Origin of the sequence: Enterobacter cloacae complex sp. 2015409 (assembly GCF_041365315.1) — a bacterium.
GTDB lineage: Bacteria > Pseudomonadota > Gammaproteobacteria > Enterobacterales > Enterobacteriaceae > Enterobacter > Enterobacter pseudoroggenkampii.
In genome coordinates this window covers 92,112-108,299 of the sequence record NZ_JBFTVM010000007.1, presented here as the reverse complement: position 1 = coordinate 108,299, position 16,188 = coordinate 92,112, and the positions used below count along the sequence as shown (strand labels likewise).

At 56.0% G+C, this 16,188-nt stretch carries 14 protein-coding genes and 1 pseudogene; 7 read left to right on the top strand and 8 right to left on the bottom strand.

Annotated elements, in window-relative coordinates; genetic code table 11:
• Positions 1–294: 294 nt before the first annotated feature.
• Positions 295–402 (top strand): annotated as a pseudogene (locus ACDO57_RS21445) (Hok/Gef family protein); the annotation flags it as partial.
• A 166-nt stretch (positions 403–568) separates the two neighbouring features.
• The gene (locus tag ACDO57_RS21440; RefSeq protein ID WP_090420745.1) at positions 569–1,243 is read left to right on the top strand and encodes a tetratricopeptide repeat protein; all 675 of its coding nucleotides are present in this window, start codon (positions 569–571) and stop codon (positions 1,241–1,243) included.
• A gap of 80 nt (positions 1,244–1,323) precedes the next feature.
• On the opposite strand, the gene gltP is transcribed toward ACDO57_RS21440, so the two are convergent.
• On the bottom strand, positions 1,324–2,637 hold the full coding sequence (gene gltP / locus ACDO57_RS21435) for a glutamate/aspartate:proton symporter GltP (RefSeq protein WP_024906735.1): 1,314 nt from the start codon (positions 2,635–2,637) through the stop codon (positions 1,324–1,326).
• Positions 2,638–3,059: 422 nt separating this feature from the next.
• On the opposite strand from gltP, the gene acs reads away from it, so the two are divergent.
• The 3 genes from acs (at position 3,060) to actP (ending at position 7,107) form a co-directional block, all read left to right on the top strand.
• Positions 3,060–5,018 (top strand): acetate--CoA ligase, encoded by a 1,959-nt coding sequence (gene acs / locus ACDO57_RS21430; RefSeq protein ID WP_032650613.1) that lies wholly within the window; start codon positions 3,060–3,062, stop codon positions 5,016–5,018.
• A gap of 128 nt (positions 5,019–5,146) precedes the next feature.
• On the top strand, positions 5,147–5,461 hold the full coding sequence (locus tag ACDO57_RS21425) for a DUF485 domain-containing protein (RefSeq protein WP_024906733.1): 315 nt from the start codon (positions 5,147–5,149) through the stop codon (positions 5,459–5,461).
• Positions 5,458–7,107: a cation/acetate symporter ActP gene (gene actP / locus ACDO57_RS21420; protein WP_024906732.1), complete on the top strand. Its 1,650-nt coding sequence runs from the start codon at positions 5,458–5,460 to the stop codon at positions 7,105–7,107. Before ACDO57_RS21425 ends, actP begins: the two co-directional genes overlap by 4 nt.
• A gap of 32 nt (positions 7,108–7,139) precedes the next feature.
• Here the strand turns inward: actP and ACDO57_RS21415 are convergent, their stop codons facing one another.
• Together ACDO57_RS21415 and ACDO57_RS21410 are read right to left on the bottom strand one after the other, a co-directional pair.
• Positions 7,140–7,829, bottom strand: coding sequence for an LrgB family protein (locus ACDO57_RS21415; protein WP_024906731.1), 690 nt, complete (start codon positions 7,827–7,829; stop codon positions 7,140–7,142).
• Positions 7,822–8,232, bottom strand: a complete 411-nt coding sequence (locus ACDO57_RS21410) for a CidA/LrgA family protein (protein WP_021242769.1) — start codon at positions 8,230–8,232, stop codon at positions 7,822–7,824. The genes ACDO57_RS21415 and ACDO57_RS21410 overlap by 8 nt, the downstream gene beginning before the upstream one ends.
• A gap of 102 nt (positions 8,233–8,334) precedes the next feature.
• On the opposite strand from ACDO57_RS21410, the gene ACDO57_RS21405 reads away from it, so the two are divergent.
• Positions 8,335–9,222: a LysR family transcriptional regulator gene (locus tag ACDO57_RS21405; protein WP_024906729.1), complete on the top strand. Its 888-nt coding sequence runs from the start codon at positions 8,335–8,337 to the stop codon at positions 9,220–9,222.
• A gap of 81 nt (positions 9,223–9,303) precedes the next feature.
• Here ACDO57_RS21405 and ACDO57_RS21400 read toward each other — a convergent pair whose 3' ends face one another.
• The 4 genes from ACDO57_RS21400 to soxR form a co-directional block, all read right to left on the bottom strand.
• On the bottom strand, positions 9,304–10,950 hold the full coding sequence (locus ACDO57_RS21400; protein ID WP_024906728.1) for a Na+/H+ antiporter: 1,647 nt from the start codon (positions 10,948–10,950) through the stop codon (positions 9,304–9,306).
• A 150-nt stretch (positions 10,951–11,100) separates the two neighbouring features.
• Positions 11,101–12,450, bottom strand: coding sequence for a guanine/hypoxanthine transporter GhxP (ghxP, locus tag ACDO57_RS21395; protein ID WP_032650612.1), 1,350 nt, complete (start codon positions 12,448–12,450; stop codon positions 11,101–11,103).
• 294 nt (positions 12,451–12,744) lie between these two features.
• Entirely contained in the window at positions 12,745–13,416 is a 672-nt protein-coding gene (locus ACDO57_RS21390; protein WP_370884570.1) for a glutathione S-transferase family protein, read from the bottom strand.
• Between the two features lie 287 nt (positions 13,417–13,703).
• Positions 13,704–14,162, bottom strand: coding sequence for a redox-sensitive transcriptional activator SoxR (soxR, locus tag ACDO57_RS21385; protein ID WP_008503388.1), 459 nt, complete (start codon positions 14,160–14,162; stop codon positions 13,704–13,706).
• Between the two features lie 98 nt (positions 14,163–14,260).
• Here soxR and soxS point away from each other — a divergent pair, with 98 nt between their 5' ends.
• A complete protein-coding gene (gene soxS / locus ACDO57_RS21380; protein WP_008503387.1) occupies positions 14,261–14,587 on the top strand; it encodes a superoxide response transcriptional regulator SoxS in 327 nt (108 codons plus the stop codon).
• Positions 14,588–14,593: 6 nt separating this feature from the next.
• Here soxS and ACDO57_RS21375 read toward each other — a convergent pair whose 3' ends face one another.
• On the bottom strand, positions 14,594–16,159 hold the full coding sequence (locus tag ACDO57_RS21375) for an EAL domain-containing protein (protein ID WP_024906725.1): 1,566 nt from the start codon (positions 16,157–16,159) through the stop codon (positions 14,594–14,596).
• Positions 16,160–16,188 lie beyond the last annotated feature (29 nt).

Below are 16,188 nucleotides of genomic sequence, written 5' to 3'. Positions count from 1 at the left end.
AGTGAAATATTCACTCCCTTTTTATTTCCGGTTGGCTTATCAATAATATCAATTATTATTCTGGAAAGCGGCTCGCAGAAATAATGTAATTTTCGCGAAAAAGAATTACATCTTTGCATTTTAATTCAGAGGGATAAGATGTGCGGCGGGTGCTTAAGACTTTCTGTCTTGAGCATTGTTGAGGGACAGAAAGTAGAAAGCCCCGGGAAATTTTCATTTACCCGAGGCTACTCCCTCAACTCCCAACAGGTTGAGAGTAGCCTCTTATTCTTTTTTTGACAAGGAGTAAAAGGCATGACGCCATTAAAAACTGCGTTAGGCATCGTCTTTATTATCTGCCTGACGATAGTGATATTTACCTTTATTACTCGCGGGAAGCTCTGCGAGCTCACAATAAAGAGTTAACATCAGGAGGTGGCGGCGAAATTAGCCTGCGTCGCAGGCTAACCTCTATGGGCGGAACAACGGTTCCGCCCGGCTTGTAGGATGCTGAGGTCTTAATGCACCCATTTTTTTCTTTTGCGCCCGCGATTATACTGCGCGGCGTGTACCCAGATGATAAGAATCCATGAAATCCATTTTTCTGTTGTTAGTGTTTTTAACGTCCTTCGCCCGCGCGGATGAGATAGGCAGCCAGTATCAGAAGCAGGCGGAAGCCGGTGATGCGCGTGCCCAGTATTATCTTGCTGATACGTACTTCAGCTCCGGCGACAGCAAGCAGGCCGCGCTGTGGGCAGAGAAAGCCGCAAAAGGCGGCGATGTCGACGCCATGGCTCTGTTGTCGCAAATCCTTTTTACGCAGGGCGATTACGCACAGGCCAAAGCCCTGGCCCAACAGGCAAACATTGCTGGCAGCAAACGCGGCGCGATCATGCTGGCACGCGTGCTGGTCAACACTCAGGCCGGTAAAACTGACTATCCCCAGGCCATTAAACTGCTGCAAACGGCAACCGAAGATATCGACAGCGACTCTGCGGTCGATGCGCAGCTGTTGCTGGGGCTGATTTATGCCAACGGCGTCGAGGTAGCGCAGGATGACGTGCAGGCCGCCTCGTGGTTCAAGCGAAGTTCAGCCCTTTCGCGTACCGGCTACGCCGAGTACTGGGCGGGGATGTTGTTCAGGCAGGGCGAGAAAGGCTTTATCACGCCAAATAAGCAGAAAGCACTGTACTGGTTGAACCTGAGCTGCACTGAAGGGTTTGATACGGGATGCGAAGAGTTTGATGCGTTAAGCGGGGAGTAAAGTGCCGGGTGGCGCCTTCGCCTTACCCGGCCTACAAAACCCGTAGGCCCGGTAAGCGCAGCGCCACCGGGCTTAGGATGTTACTGGTCAGCCGTCTTATCAAAACGACCCAGCACTTCGCGTTCATATGCCAGCGCTTTTTTGCGGTCGAATTTGTGCTCCCACTTGGCGATAACCAGCACCGCCAGGGCATTGCCCACCACGTTCAGCGCCGTACGCGCCATGTCGAGGATACGGTCCACACCGGCGATAAATGCCAGACCTTCGAGCGGAATACCAACGCTGCCCAGCGTTGCCAGCAGCACCACGAACGAAACGCCCGGAACGCCAGCAATACCTTTGGACGTCACCATCAGCGTCAGAACCAGTACGATCTCCTGCCACAGCGACAGGTCAATGCCGTACAGCTGCGCAATAAAGATAGCGGCGATACTCTGGTACAGCGTCGAACCATCCAGGTTAAAGGAGTAACCGGTCGGCACCACGAAGCTGGTGATCGACGCTGGCGCGCCGTAGGCTTCCATCTTCTCAATAATACGCGGCAGCACGCTCTCAGAGCTTGCCGTGGAGTAGGCCAGAATCAGCTCATCTTTCAGGATACGAATCAGGATCCAGATGCTCAGCCCGCACAGACGTGCCACGATCCCCAGCACCACCAGCGCGAAGAACAGGATGGCGAAGTGCACCAGGATCACCAGCTTCGCCAGCGGCCACAGGGAGGCAAAACCGAAGTTCGCCACGGTGACGGCGATAAGCGCAAACACCCCTACCGGCGCGTAGCGCATCACCATGTGGGTCACTTTAAACATGGTTTCGGAGATAGAGCGGAACACGGTGACCAGCGGCTCACGGTGCGTCGCCGGCAGAGAAGAGAGCCCCAGACCAAACAGCACCGAGAAGAAGATAATCGGCAGCATCTCGCCCTTCGCCATCGACGCCACGATGTTGGTCGGCACCAGCGACAGGATAGTGCCCATCAGGCCGTGCGCGTGGCTCTGCACGTCAGCGGTCGTACTTTGGTATTTCGAAATATCCACCGTAGCCAGCTGCGACATATCAATCCCGGAACCCGGCTGGAACACGTTCGCCAGGGTGATACCGAGAATGATCGCCACCGTAGTGATCACTTCGAAATAGATAATGGTTTTCGCACCAATACGACCTAACTGCTTCGCATCGCCGACGCCCGCAATACCGACCACCAGCGTCGAGATCACAATCGGTACCACAATCATCTTGATCAGATGAATAAAGATATCCCCTGCCGGAGAGAGCAGGTTCGCAATCAGCCATTCGCGGCTGTCGCTGTGATAGTGAAGGTAACTGCCCAGCAAGATGCCCAGCACAAGGGCGATTAAGATCTGCCAGGCAAGGCTGACTTTAACGTTTTTCATAGAAACTGACTTCCTCAATGAGCGCCTTATTCACGCAAACTGCATGAATATGGAGACATACTGAAAGGGTATGAATTGTGTTGCGTTGGTTTATGGGATTTTTTAACGCGGCGTATGAGTATCATTTGCGCGACCTGTTGCGCAAGCCTTAAAGAACGACGCGTTTCACTCACAAAAGCGACGATGACGGGAGTTTGTTCTACTTCTTATAAATAACCTTTTGTTATAAAAACGCTTTTTTAAACATAAATGTGAATAATCGTCAGCATAAATTATTTTCCTTCAAAGTTTCATTCGCTCATTTTTCATACTCTTCAAACAATGCGTGATCTGTAGCCCAAATACTAAACAAAGCTTGTAAAGCCCCTACAATTAACGTTTTTGCGACATATTATTAACATCTTACAAGGAGAAAAAAAGCCATGAGCCAAATCCACAAACATGACATTCCCGCAAATATTGCGGACCGTTGCCTGATCACCCCGGAGCAGTACCACGAGAAATATCAGCAATCTATCACCGCCCCGGACACCTTCTGGGGTGAGCAGGGCCATATCCTTGACTGGATCAAACCTTATCAGAAGGTGAAGAACACCTCCTTTGCGCCCGGCAATGTCTCCATTAAATGGTATGAAGATGGCACCCTGAACCTGGCGGCGAACTGCCTTGATCGTCACCTTGCCGAGCGCGGGAATGAGACGGCGATTATCTGGGAAGGCGATGATGCCTCGCAGAGCAAACATATTACCTATAAAGAACTGCACCGTGACGTATGCCGCTTCGCCAACGTTCTGCTGGAAAAAGGCATTCAAAAAGGCGACGTGGTCGCTATCTATATGCCGATGGTGCCGGAAGCGGCGGTGGCCATGCTGGCCTGCGCGCGCATCGGTGCGATTCACTCAGTGATTTTTGGCGGGTTCTCGCCAGAGGCGGTTGCGGGTCGTATTGTCGATTCAAGTTCAAAACTGGTGATCACCGCCGATGAAGGCGTGCGCGCCGGACGCGGTATCCCTCTGAAGAAAAACGTCGACGAAGCGTTGAAAAACCCGAACGTCAAAACGGTCAGCAACGTCATCGTCCTTAAGCGTACCGGCGGCAAGATCGACTGGAACGAAGGTCGCGACCTGTGGTGGAGCGACCTGATTGAAAAAGCGAGCGACCAGCATCAGCCGGAAGAGATGAACGCAGAAGATCCGCTGTTCATTCTTTATACCTCCGGCTCCACCGGTAAGCCAAAAGGCGTACTGCACACCACCGGCGGCTATCTGGTCTATGCGGCCACCACCTTCAAATACGTCTTCGACTACCATCCGGGCGACATCTACTGGTGTACCGCCGACGTGGGCTGGGTCACCGGACACAGCTACCTGCTGTACGGCCCGCTGGCCTGTGGCGCAACAACGCTGATGTTTGAGGGCGTACCCAACTGGCCGACCCCGGCGCGTATGTGCCAGGTGGTCGATAAGCACCAGGTCAATATTCTCTACACCGCGCCAACGGCGATCCGCGCATTAATGGCGGAAGGCGACAAAGCCATCGAAGGCACCGACCGCTCTTCATTGCGCATCCTCGGTTCCGTGGGCGAGCCCATTAATCCGGAAGCCTGGGAGTGGTACTGGAAGAAAATCGGCAACGAGAAATGCCCGGTGATGGACACCTGGTGGCAGACCGAAACCGGCGGCTTTATGATCACCCCGATGCCGGGTGCCACGCAGCTGAAGGCCGGTTCCGCGACCCGTCCGTTCTTCGGCGTGCAGCCTGCGCTGGTGGATAATGAAGGCAACCCGCTGGAAGGCGCCACCGAAGGCAACCTGGTGATCACAGACTCCTGGCCGGGTCAGGCGCGTACCCTGTTCGGCGATCACGATCGCTTCGAGCAGACTTACTTCTCGACCTTTAAAAACATGTACTTCAGCGGCGACGGCGCGCGTCGTGACGAAGATGGCTATTACTGGATAACCGGGCGCGTGGACGACGTGCTTAACGTCTCCGGCCACCGTCTGGGCACCGCAGAGATTGAATCGGCGCTGGTGTCGCATCCGAAGATTGCCGAAGCCGCCGTTGTCGGTATTCCGCACAACATCAAAGGCCAGGCGATTTACGCCTATGTCACCCTGAACCACGGGGAAGAGCCGTCGCCAGAGCTCTACGCTGAGGTGCGCAACTGGGTGCGTAAAGAGATTGGCCCGCTGGCAACGCCGGACGTGCTGCACTGGACCGATTCGCTGCCGAAAACCCGCTCCGGCAAAATTATGCGTCGTATCTTGCGCAAAATCGCGGCAGGGGACACCAGCAACCTCGGTGATACCTCAACGCTCGCGGATCCTGGCGTGGTGGAAAAACTGCTCGAAGAGAAGCAGGCCATCGCAATGCCCTCGTAATCTTTTCTCCCTCTCCCCGTGGGAGAGGGCCGGGGTGAGGGCATCAGACCGCACCTTCCTACCCTCACCCTCTCCCCATAGGGGAGAGGGGATAAAACAAACCAACCTTACCTCTGGAGAACTCTGTGATGAATAACGATATTTGTCAGCAGATAGAGAATAGTGCGCACTACAGGGAGCTCGTCGATAAGCGGCAACGGTTTGCCTTCATCCTTTCCATCATCATGCTGATTATCTATGTCGGCTTTATTTTGCTGATCGCCTTTGCCCCACACTGGCTGGGCACCCCGTTGCACGAGGGGACCAGCGTGACGCGCGGCATTCCGATTGGCATTGGCGTGATTGTGATTTCATTCTTGCTGACCGGCGTCTACGTCTGGCGCGCGAACGGTGAATTCGATCGTCTTAATAAAGCGGTACTGCAAGAGGTAAAAGCATCATGAAGCGAGTTCTGACGGCGCTCGCCGCCACACTTCCCTTTGCCGCCCACGCGGCGGATGCCATTACCGGCGAGGTACAGCGCCAGCCGACCAACTGGCAGGCGATTGTGATGTTCCTGATTTTCGTTGTGCTGACGCTGTATATCACTTACTGGGCGTCGAAACGCGTGCGCTCCCGTAACGATTACTACACCGCAGGCGGCAACATTACCGGCTTCCAGAACGGGCTGGCGATTGCGGGTGACTTTATGTCCGCCGCCTCCTTCCTTGGCATCTCTGCGCTGGTCTACACCTCCGGCTATGACGGCCTGATTTACTCTCTCGGCTTCCTCGTCGGCTGGCCGATCATCCTGTTCCTGATTGCCGAGCGCCTGCGCAACCTGGGCCGCTATACCTTCGCCGACGTGGCCTCGTATCGCCTGAAACAGGGGCCGATTCGCACCCTCTCCGCCTGCGGCTCGCTGGTGGTAGTGGCGCTGTACCTGATTGCGCAGATGGTGGGCGCGGGTAAATTGATCCAACTGCTGTTCGGCCTGAACTACCATATCGCGGTGGTGCTGGTTGGCGTACTGATGGTGATGTACGTGCTGTTCGGCGGCATGCTGGCGACGACCTGGGTGCAGATCATCAAAGCCGTGCTGCTGCTGTTCGGCGCCAGCTTTATGGCCTTTATGGTGATGAAGCACGTCGGGTTCAGCTTCAATAACCTGTTTACCGAAGCCATGGCGGTCCACCCGAAAGGGGAAGCAATCATGAGCCCGGGCGGGCTGGTGAAAGACCCGATATCGGCGCTTTCACTGGGTCTCGGACTGATGTTCGGTACCGCGGGTCTGCCGCATATTCTGATGCGCTTCTTCACCGTGAGCGACGCGCGTGAAGCGCGCAAGAGCGTCTTCTACGCCACCGGCTTCATGGGTTACTTCTATATTCTGACCTTTATCATCGGCTTTGGCGCGATCATGCTGGTGGGGGCGAACCCGGCATTTAAAGATGCCGCAGGCGCGCTGATTGGCGGTAACAACATGGCGGCGGTGCACCTGGCGGACGCGGTGGGCGGTAACCTGTTCCTCGGCTTTATCTCTGCCGTGGCTTTCGCCACCATTCTTGCGGTGGTTGCGGGTCTGACGCTGGCCGGGGCGTCGGCGGTCTCGCATGACCTCTACGCCAACGTCTTCCGCAAAGGCGCGAGCGAGCGCGATGAGCTGAAGGTCTCCAAAATCACCGTGCTGGTGCTGGGCGTGGTGGCGATTCTGTTAGGCATTCTGTTCGAGAAGCAAAACATCGCCTTTATGGTGGGGCTGGCCTTCTCCATTGCGGCAAGCTGTAACTTCCCGATCATCCTGCTCTCCATGTACTGGTCGAAACTGACCACCCGTGGCGCGATGATTGGCGGCTGGCTGGGGCTGCTGACGGCGGTGATCCTGATGATTCTGGGCCCGACGATCTGGGTGCAGATCCTCGGTCACGCAAGCGCCATCTTCCCGTATGAATACCCGGCACTGTTCTCCATTGCCGTGGCGTTTATCGGCATCTGGTTCTTCTCGGCCACCGACAATTCGCCGGAGGGTAATCTGGAGCGCGAAAAATTCCGCGCCCAGTTTATTCGTTCACAAACCGGTCTCGGCGTCGAGCAGGGCCGCGCGCACTAAGCCTTTCTCCCCGGCCATTCTGGCCGGGGAGCTTAAAACATCACCCACGCCACCAGCGGTGCAACCAGCACCATCACCACGCCCGACAGCATCATCACCAGGCTCGCGACAACGCCCTCCTGCTGGCCCAGCTCATACGAACGTGCCGTGCCCGCGCCGTGCGACGCCGCGCCGAACCCTGCCCCTTTCGCCATGCCTTCGCGAATGGAAAGCCGCAGAAAGAGCATATCGCCCACCGCCATCCCAAAGACGCCCGTCACCACCACAAACAGCGCCACCAGGTCCGGCTGCCCGCCGAGCGGTTTTGCCGCCGCCAGCGCAAACGGCGTGGTCACCGAGCGCACGGCCAGGCTGCGCTGAATTTCATCGGGCAGCGTAAACAGTCTCGCCAGCCAGACGGAGCTACAGACCGCGACCACCGTGGCGGTGATCACCCCTGCGCTGAGCGACATCCAGTGGCGTTTGATAATCGCCAGGTTGTCGTAAACGGGCACGGCAAAGGCGATGGTCGCCGGGCCGAGCAGCCACAGCAGCCAGTGGGATTCGCCAATGTAGTTCTGCCAGGAAATGTGGCCAAAGACCAGCATCAGCACCAGCAGGATCGGCGTGAAGACCAGCGGCATCAGCGGCAGGGCGTGAAAACGACGATACAGTCGCTTGTTGGCAAAGTAGATCCCGAGCGTCGCAATCAAGCACAAGACGCTGATCTGAAAGTTAGTCATGTTTGTGCCTGCTGATTTCAAAGCGGTAGACTTTATCCACCACCCAGGCGGTCGCCCCCAGCACCATCAACGTACTCAGCGCGATCACCGCAAAGATTCGCCAGCCGTCCACCATCAGCAGCTGCGCATAGTTCACCACCGCCACCACGGCGGGGACAAAGAACAGCAGCATCTCCGCAAGCAGCCAGCGCGCCCCGGCGCGCACCCAGTTAAGGGGGATCACGCGACACAGAATAAGCGTCAGCATCAGCAGCATCCCCACCAGGTTGGCAGGCAGCGGCAGGTGGAGCCAACCGACAAGATATTCGGCAAAAACAAACAGTCCCGCGTAGAGCAGTACCTGAACCGGGACCTGGAGTCGTTGTACAACGGCAGGCGTAACACGGCTTAACGCCACGGCCATGGGGGTTTTCCTCAAAAATGAGACGAGGCGCCAGTATAGTGAGCGCACGGTGTGGACTGAAATGAATTAAAATCATCAAAGGTATAGTTTCGAGGAATAATCATGGACATAAGAACGCTGCGCTATTTTGTCGAAGTGGTTCGTCAGCAAAGTTTTACCCGCGCAGCGGAGAAGTTGTTTGTCACCCAACCCACTATCAGCAAGATGCTGAAAAACCTCGAAGATGAACTGAACTGTACCCTGCTGATCCGCGACGGGCGCAAGCTGCTGCTGACCGACACCGGACGCGTGGTGTTCGAACGCGGGCTGGCGATTCTGGCGGAGTTCCGCCAGCTGGAAGCGGAGCTGGACGATATAAACCATTTGACCAAAGGGGTGCTTCGCCTCGGCATTCCCCCGATGGTCGGCATGATGATGGCCGGGCCGATCAGCCTGTTTCGCCAGCGTTATCCCGGCGTAGAGCTGAAGATTTCGGAGTTTGGTGGGTTAACCGTCCAGCAGGCCGTCACCAACGGCGAGCTCGACGTAGCAATGACCGCCCTCCCCGTTGAGGAAGAGAGCGGCCTGGCGACGCTTCCGCTCTTTAGCCACCCGCTGTGCGTACTGGTGCCCCGCTCCGGCGACTGGCTGAAGAGGGAGTCGGTGAAGCCTGAACTGCTCGGCGAGCACCCTCTGCTGATCTACAACGAAGACTTCGCCCTCAGCCGCCAGCTGATGACGCTGTTTAACCAGCATAACGTGAAGCCACGCATTGCGGTACGCAGCGGGCAGTGGGATTTCCTGGCGGCGATGGTGCAGGCCGGCGTGGGGATTGCCATTCTGCCGCAGCCGATTTGCGAGCGTCTGGATAAAAACACGCTGCGCTGGATCCCGCTGGAGAGCGACCTGCACTGGCAGCTGGGGATGATCTGGCGTGAAGGGGTCTATTTGTCGCAGAGCGCGCAGGCGTGGCTGCAGTGTTGTGAGGGTTTTTGGGTGCGGTCTGAATAGTGCCCGGTGGCGCTGCGCTTACCGGGCCTACGTTCGAACCGTATGCCGGGTAAGGCGAAGCCGCCACCCGGCAAAACAGCGCTACTGATTCTCTATCAACAGCGCTTCCAGCAGGTCCAGATCGTGCAGCAGCTTTTGCAGCGTCTCGTTGCTGATCTGGCGCGTGGCGCGCAGGTGATACAGCTCGGCACGCTCGGAGCGCAGCGCCGCCAGACGGAACCGACGCTCAAGGTTCTCCTCCTGCAGCGAGCTTTCCACGTCGTTACGCCCGTCCGCGCGACGGCGCAGGTTACCAATCACGCGGGAACTCACTTCCGTCAGCAGCTGGTTATCGATGTTCTCTTCCGCATCCGCGGCCAGGCGTTCTTCCATTTTCTGGATAGCAACAATCGCCACTTCGGCGGTAGCCGCCCGCGCAATACGCTCCTCTTTATGCTGCTGGGTCGAATCACCGGCATCAATATGCTGGAGTAAAATCGGCAGCATAATCACGCCGACAAACAGTGAGAACAGAATGACGCCCGCCGCCAGGAAGACCAGCTCGTAGCGCGCCGGGAAGACGTCGCCCGTCGGCAGCAGCAGCGGAATGGAGAGGACACCGGCAAGGGTGATCGCCCCGCGTACGCCCGCAAAAGAGGCAATCAGCAGTTCACGCGTTGTCCACGAGCCAAACTCCATCGGCTTTTTCTTCAGGAAGCGGACGCTGAAGTTTTTCATCGTCCACAGCCAGCCGAAACGTACCAGCATCAGCGCCAGGTAGATCAGCACGATGTCGGTAAACAGCATCCAGACCTCAACGTTCGGGTCGGCTTCGGCCGCCACCAGCGAGGATTCCATAATGCCCGGCAGCTGCAGGCCCAACAGCAGGAATACCATGCCGTTAAAGACAAACTCCAGCATGGCCCAGGTGCTGTTGGCACGCAGACGCATGGCCAGCGGCGCGCGGCGCATCACGCCGGAGCGGGTAATGGTCATCCCTGCCGCCACTGCCGCCAGAATGCCCGATACGCCGATATGTTCGGCAATCAGATAAGAGGCAAACGGCAGCAGGAACAGCAGTACGATCTGCGTAGCGGGTTCATCGCCGCCCCAGCGGCTGAGGAAGCGCAATGAGCGGCCGTACAGCCAGCTCACCACGAAGCCCGCGAGAATACCGCCAATCGCTACCTTGAAGAATTCCAGCGTTGCGCCGCCGACGGTAAAGACCATCGTGCCCATCGCAACGGCCACGGCAAACTTCAGGGCAACCAGGCCGGAGGCGTCGTTCATCAGCGCCTCCCCCTGTAAAATCCCCATGATTTTCTTCGGAATACGGCCTTCACCCACAATGCCGGACAGCGCCACGGCATCGGTTGGCGACAGCACGGCGGCCAGCGCAAAAGCCGGTATTAACGGAATGCCCGGTACCGCCCAGTAGATCAGAAAACCAATCCCGACGACGGTGACCACCACCAGCGCCAGCGCCAGGCCGAAGATCTCGCGCCCGTGCTCAAGGAATTCGCGCGTGGGCGTTTTCCAGCCATCGGCAAACAGCAGTGGCGGGATAAACAGCACGAGGAACAGTTCGGGGTCAAATTCCACGTGCAGGCCAAACGTCGGCCACGCCAGCAGCGCGCCGATGGCAATTTGCATTAATGGCAGGGGGACCTGAAAGGGCAGTACGCGTGTAACCACCCCGGATAGCGAGACCACAAGGGTCATGATGAGTATTGTGAAGAAGATTTCCATGCGTTCCCTGTTTGCTGTGTTGCTTATGTACTCCGGAAGGCGTCGTGCCTTTTATTCTATCTTCCCCAGAGTAACGCAAAAGGCAACAGGATGAGTCCTGAAAATAAAAACGGGCGGCCTGAGCCACCCGTTTTCGCATCAAAGGACAACTTAGATTGCCCAGCCGCCCGCGTAGAACGCCACCAGCGCAACGGCGATAATCACGGTGCCGATATTCAGCTTGCGCCACTCACCGGAGACCAGACGACCAATCACCAGCGACGCGAAGCCGATCATAATGCCGGTCACGATGTTACAGGTCAGCACGATGAAGACCGCGGTAATCAGGCCAGACATGGCGTCCACGAAATCTGCAAAGTCGATTTTCGCCACGTTGCTCAGCATCAGCAGGCCAACGTACATCAGCGCTGGCGCGGTCGCATACGCCGGAACCAGATAGGAGAGCGGAGAGAGGAACAGGATCAGCATGAACAGCACGCCGACGGTGATCGCCGTCAGGCCGGTTTTACCGCCTGCCGCCGTACCCGCTGCGGATTCGATGTACACCGCCGCAGGCGCCGCACCCACCAGGCCAGAGAAGACGCTGCTCAGGGAGTCAGTGGTCAGCGCTTTGCCGCCATCAATAATCTGACCGTCTTTATCCAGCAGGTTCGCCTGACCGGCCACCGCGCGGATGGTACCGGTCGCGTCAAACACCGCGGTCATCACCAGCGCCAGCACGCTTGGCAGGATCACCGGGTTCAGCGCACCGACGATATCCAGGCTGCCAATCAGGGAGTTGCCTTTGTCATCGCTCAGCGACGGCATGGCGAAAATGCCGGAGAAATGGACGTTCGGATCGAAAATCAGGCCGACAATGGAAACGCCGATAATGGTCAGCAGAATGCCGCCCGGCACTTTCAGTTTTTCCAGACCGATAATCACCGCCAGGCCGATCAGCGACATAATCACCGGGAAGCTGGCAAAGTGGCCCAGCGCCACCGGCAGACCGTCCAGCGGGTTCTTGATGACCAGACCGACGCCGTTGGCGGCGATCAGCAGCAGGAACAGGCCGATGCCGATACCGGTACCGTGCGCCACGCCCTGCGGCAGGTTGCGCAAAATCCAGCTACGGATGCCGGTCGCTGAAATCACGGTAAATAGGACACCCATCAGGAACACGGCACCCAGCGCAACCGGTACGCTGATGTGCTGACCCAGCACCAGGCTGAACGCGGTAAACGCGGTCAGAGAGATGGCGCAACCAATCGCCAGCGGCAGGTTCGCCCACAGGCCCATCACGATGGAGCCTACGCCGGCCACAAGGCAGGTTGCCACAAAGACAGCCGCTGGCGGGAAGCCCGCTTTGCCCAGCATGCCCGGCACAACGATGACGGAGTAAACCATCGCCAGAAACGTTGTCAAACCAGCAACGATCTCCTGGCGCACGGTGCTGCCGCGAGCCGAAATTTTAAACATGGCGTCAAGTGAACCGCCAGTACGCGCAGATGGCGTAGACATAGAAAACATCCCCTGAGAGTTTTTTAGGAAGTCCGTAAGCGAGGTGGAGACGCCGCTGCCAGCTAAACGTCAAATCCTTGTGTTGCGTTTGCGACGAAAGGGCGTCACAAAAAAAGCAAACGTTTAGCTCCGCGCTTACAAACGGGTGGTCAAATTAAGGCAAACGATTATCTAGCGTAATCCCCGCCCTTTTCAACTGAACTTTATCGTTTTTCGCTAAAATTCACTTATGATGCTGAAGAAATAAACAGAGGATGCGCAAACGTTATCGTCTATGCGCAATTTGTTTACATTTCAGTCCTCGCCCGGGATAGATAACGGCCCCCCTTGCTCCAGGGTTCTTTGCCAGCCAGGGCTGCTCTCAACTTTTGTCTTCCAGGCCTGAATATGCGGCAGATTAGCGATACCGCCGCGCGCCAGCAGGGCAAAGATCGGGAAGCTCATCTGAATATCGGCCATGCTGAGCGCATCCCCGGCAAACCAGCTGTTTTTGGCAAGGTGCGACTCAATAAAGCGCGCATGGGTTTCCAGCTGACGGTTGAGGTACGCTTTCTGCACCCCCTGCCCCAGCGCTTTGCCCAAAGTTCTGATACCAAACGGCACCGGCGGCTTACCGAGGCTGTTGAAGACCAGCTTCATTAACAGCAGCGGCATCAGCGATCCTTCCGCGTAGTGCAGCCAGAAGCGGTACTGCACCTTATGCGCCGGATCTAAAGGCTTAAGCCGCGACTCGGCATCGTACGTCTCCTGCAGATACTCCAGAATGGCGCCTGACTCTGCGAGGATCAGTCCGTTATCTGCGATAACCGGTGATTTGCCCAACGGATGCACCTTTTTGAGCGCCTCAGGTGCCAGCATGTTCTTTTCGCGCTGATAGTGAACGATCTCATAAGGCAGACCGAGTTCTTCCAGCGCCCAGATTACGCGGTGCGAGCGCGACTGGTTTAGGTGGTGTACCGTGAGCATGGCTTTCTCCTGTTATTCATACTTTTTAACTATAGAAAATTGAACAACACCGCGAAAAAAATTCGGCTAAAAACCGGTCAGCGTCGCTGGCGAAAAAACGGGCCTTGCATAGAATTAAAGTGTCAGCACAATCCGGAACCTCCCCAACCAGCTCGACACGAGGGGTGCTGACGTCGGGGGAAACCCTCCCGTGAACCAGCGGGATAGAGTGAAAGACAAAGACCGGGAAAAACTAAAGCGCCCTTATGTGGCGCTTTAGTTCTTTATATGCTTTTTGCCGCGCAATCTCAGTCCTCTTCCAGCAACCGTGCCCCCGTCCCCTGCTCGCCCAGCTTGTCCCCGGGGTTACGCAACGGACAATCGCTCCGCGACAGGCAGCCGCAGCCAATGCAGCCATCCAGTTCGTCACGCAGCGCGACCAGCGTATGGATACGCCTGTCCAGCTCTTCGCGCCACTGGGATGACAGCTCTTTCCACTCTTTCGGGCTCAGCGTGTGCCCTTCCGGCAGCACCCCAAAGGCCTCGCCGATCGTGGCCAGGGGAATTCCGATTCGTTGCGCAATTTTGATAATCGCTACGTAGCGGAGCACATCGCGGGTATAGCGGCGCTGGTTTCCTCCGTTACGGATACTCTTGATTAACCCTTTGCTTTCATAGAAGTGGAGCGCCGACACGGCAACGCCGCTTCGCTTTGCCACTTCGCCGGGGGTTAAAAGCGCTTTAATTCGCGGCAATCTCTTTTCCATAAAACCTCTTTACCTCAAGTTAACTTGAGGAATTATACTCCCCCGCAGAGAAAACGACGAATTAACCGAGATAGTTGTATCTACAGAGGGGCAACCTTATGTCGCATCAGCAGATTATTCAGACGCTTATTGAATGGATTGATGACCATATCGACCAACCGTTGAACATCGATGTGGTCGCTAAGAAGTCGGGCTATTCGAAATGGTATTTACAGAGAATGTTCCGCACGGTCATGCATCAGACCCTGGGTGAGTACATTCGCCAGCGCAGACTGCTGCTGGCGGCGCAGGCGCTACGCTCAACGCAGCGGCCGATTTTTGATATCGCGATGGATCTTGGCTATGTGTCGCAACAAACCTTTTCCCGCGTGTTTCGCCGCGAGTTTGACCGCACGCCGAGCGACTATCGCCACCAGTTGAATTAATGAATATCAGTGCAAAGGTTGCTGCTGCCAGGTCATAAATTCCTGGGGCGGCATCGCTTTCGCGAAGTGCCATCCCTGACAAAACTGGACGCCGCGCTTCAACAGCCAGCTTACCTGCTCTGCCGTCTCTACCCCTTCCGCAATGGTTTTCAGCCGCAGGCTTTGCGCCATCTCGATAATATGCTCGGCGATCAGGTGGCTGGTACTGTTGGTCGTTAAGGTATCGATAAACGATTTATCGATTTTCAGGATATCCACGTTCAGCGAGTAGAGGTTGTGCAGGTTCGAGTAACCGGTACCAAAATCATCAATCGCGACTTCATAACCCGCCTGACGGAAAGCCTGTATCACCGGCGTGGTTTTTGGCACATCGATAAAACCGCGTTCCGTCACTTCTATTTTGATTTGCTGCGCACGGACGGCGTAGTGGCGAGCCTTCTCGGAAATCATGGCGATCAGCCGCGAGGAGTGGAAATCCGTGGCCGACAGGTTAATCGAAATATAGAGATGGGGATGCTCGGCCAGGAAATGACCCAGATCGCTGAACACCTCTTCAACGACATAGTCTGTGATCCGCTCGCTCATCCCCTCATTTTCCGCCAGCGGAATAAACTCCGCCGGACTCATCACCTGCCCGTTAAAACCAGGCCAGCGTAATAACGCCTCCGCGCCCACGCACCGGTTGTTCTTGATATCAATAATCGGCTGATAGTGCACGCAAAGCTGTCGTTTGGTCAGTGCCCGGTGCAGTAAGCGCCCCGGCGAATTGAGCTCACGATGTGTACGGGACCATACCAGCAAAATAATAATGCTGCAGATCATGCCCAGCGGCAGCGTCAACGTCGCCTGGTGATAAAGCGTTTCATAAAAGCGTTTATTCGATGTCGATACAATGGCCGCAATCGGTCTTTTGGGGGAACTTACGATCGTATAAAAGCGGTTATCTTTTTGAAATACCGATTCCTTATCCCGAATCATCGAATTTAATAAAGAAACATTGGCTTTCTGGCTGACGGAAAAGAAAGCATTGGTTACCGTGTCGTACACTCCCCATGAGAGAGAATGATCCGCGGACATGACTTCGCTGTATGAAAGTGGATTGACGACCACCACATAATTTCCGCGCTGCATATATGTCATTTTATAACCAGTATAAAATGGGGTATCGCGATAATAATAGATAGCGACGTCAGGTTTACGCGTGTAATTAGCGACAGGAATAGCGTAGGGATGATCCGGTGTAAAAACGGTCGAACAAAGAAAATTCTGACCTTGAGCGTAAATTAAATCGGCGACAAACAGCCGGCCACGAACAACGTTCAGCATATATTGACGATGTCCCGGCGTGCAAAGCTCACCCTGATATTTTTCAGCCTCGTCCCGGGCCAGATCAACCTGTTGAATAACCAGTTCTGTTTTGTCTAAAGCCAGTTCAGCAAATGTCCGTAGCTGGGCGCTTGTTTCAGATACGGCGCGTAGCTGGGCAAACCATAGCGCAAGCATCACAGGCAGCATAACTACCATGATGATCCCTACCACCCTGAGCATTTTGCGCCGCGCGCTACGATTCATTTCCCGCCCTATATCCCTGCATGTTGTAC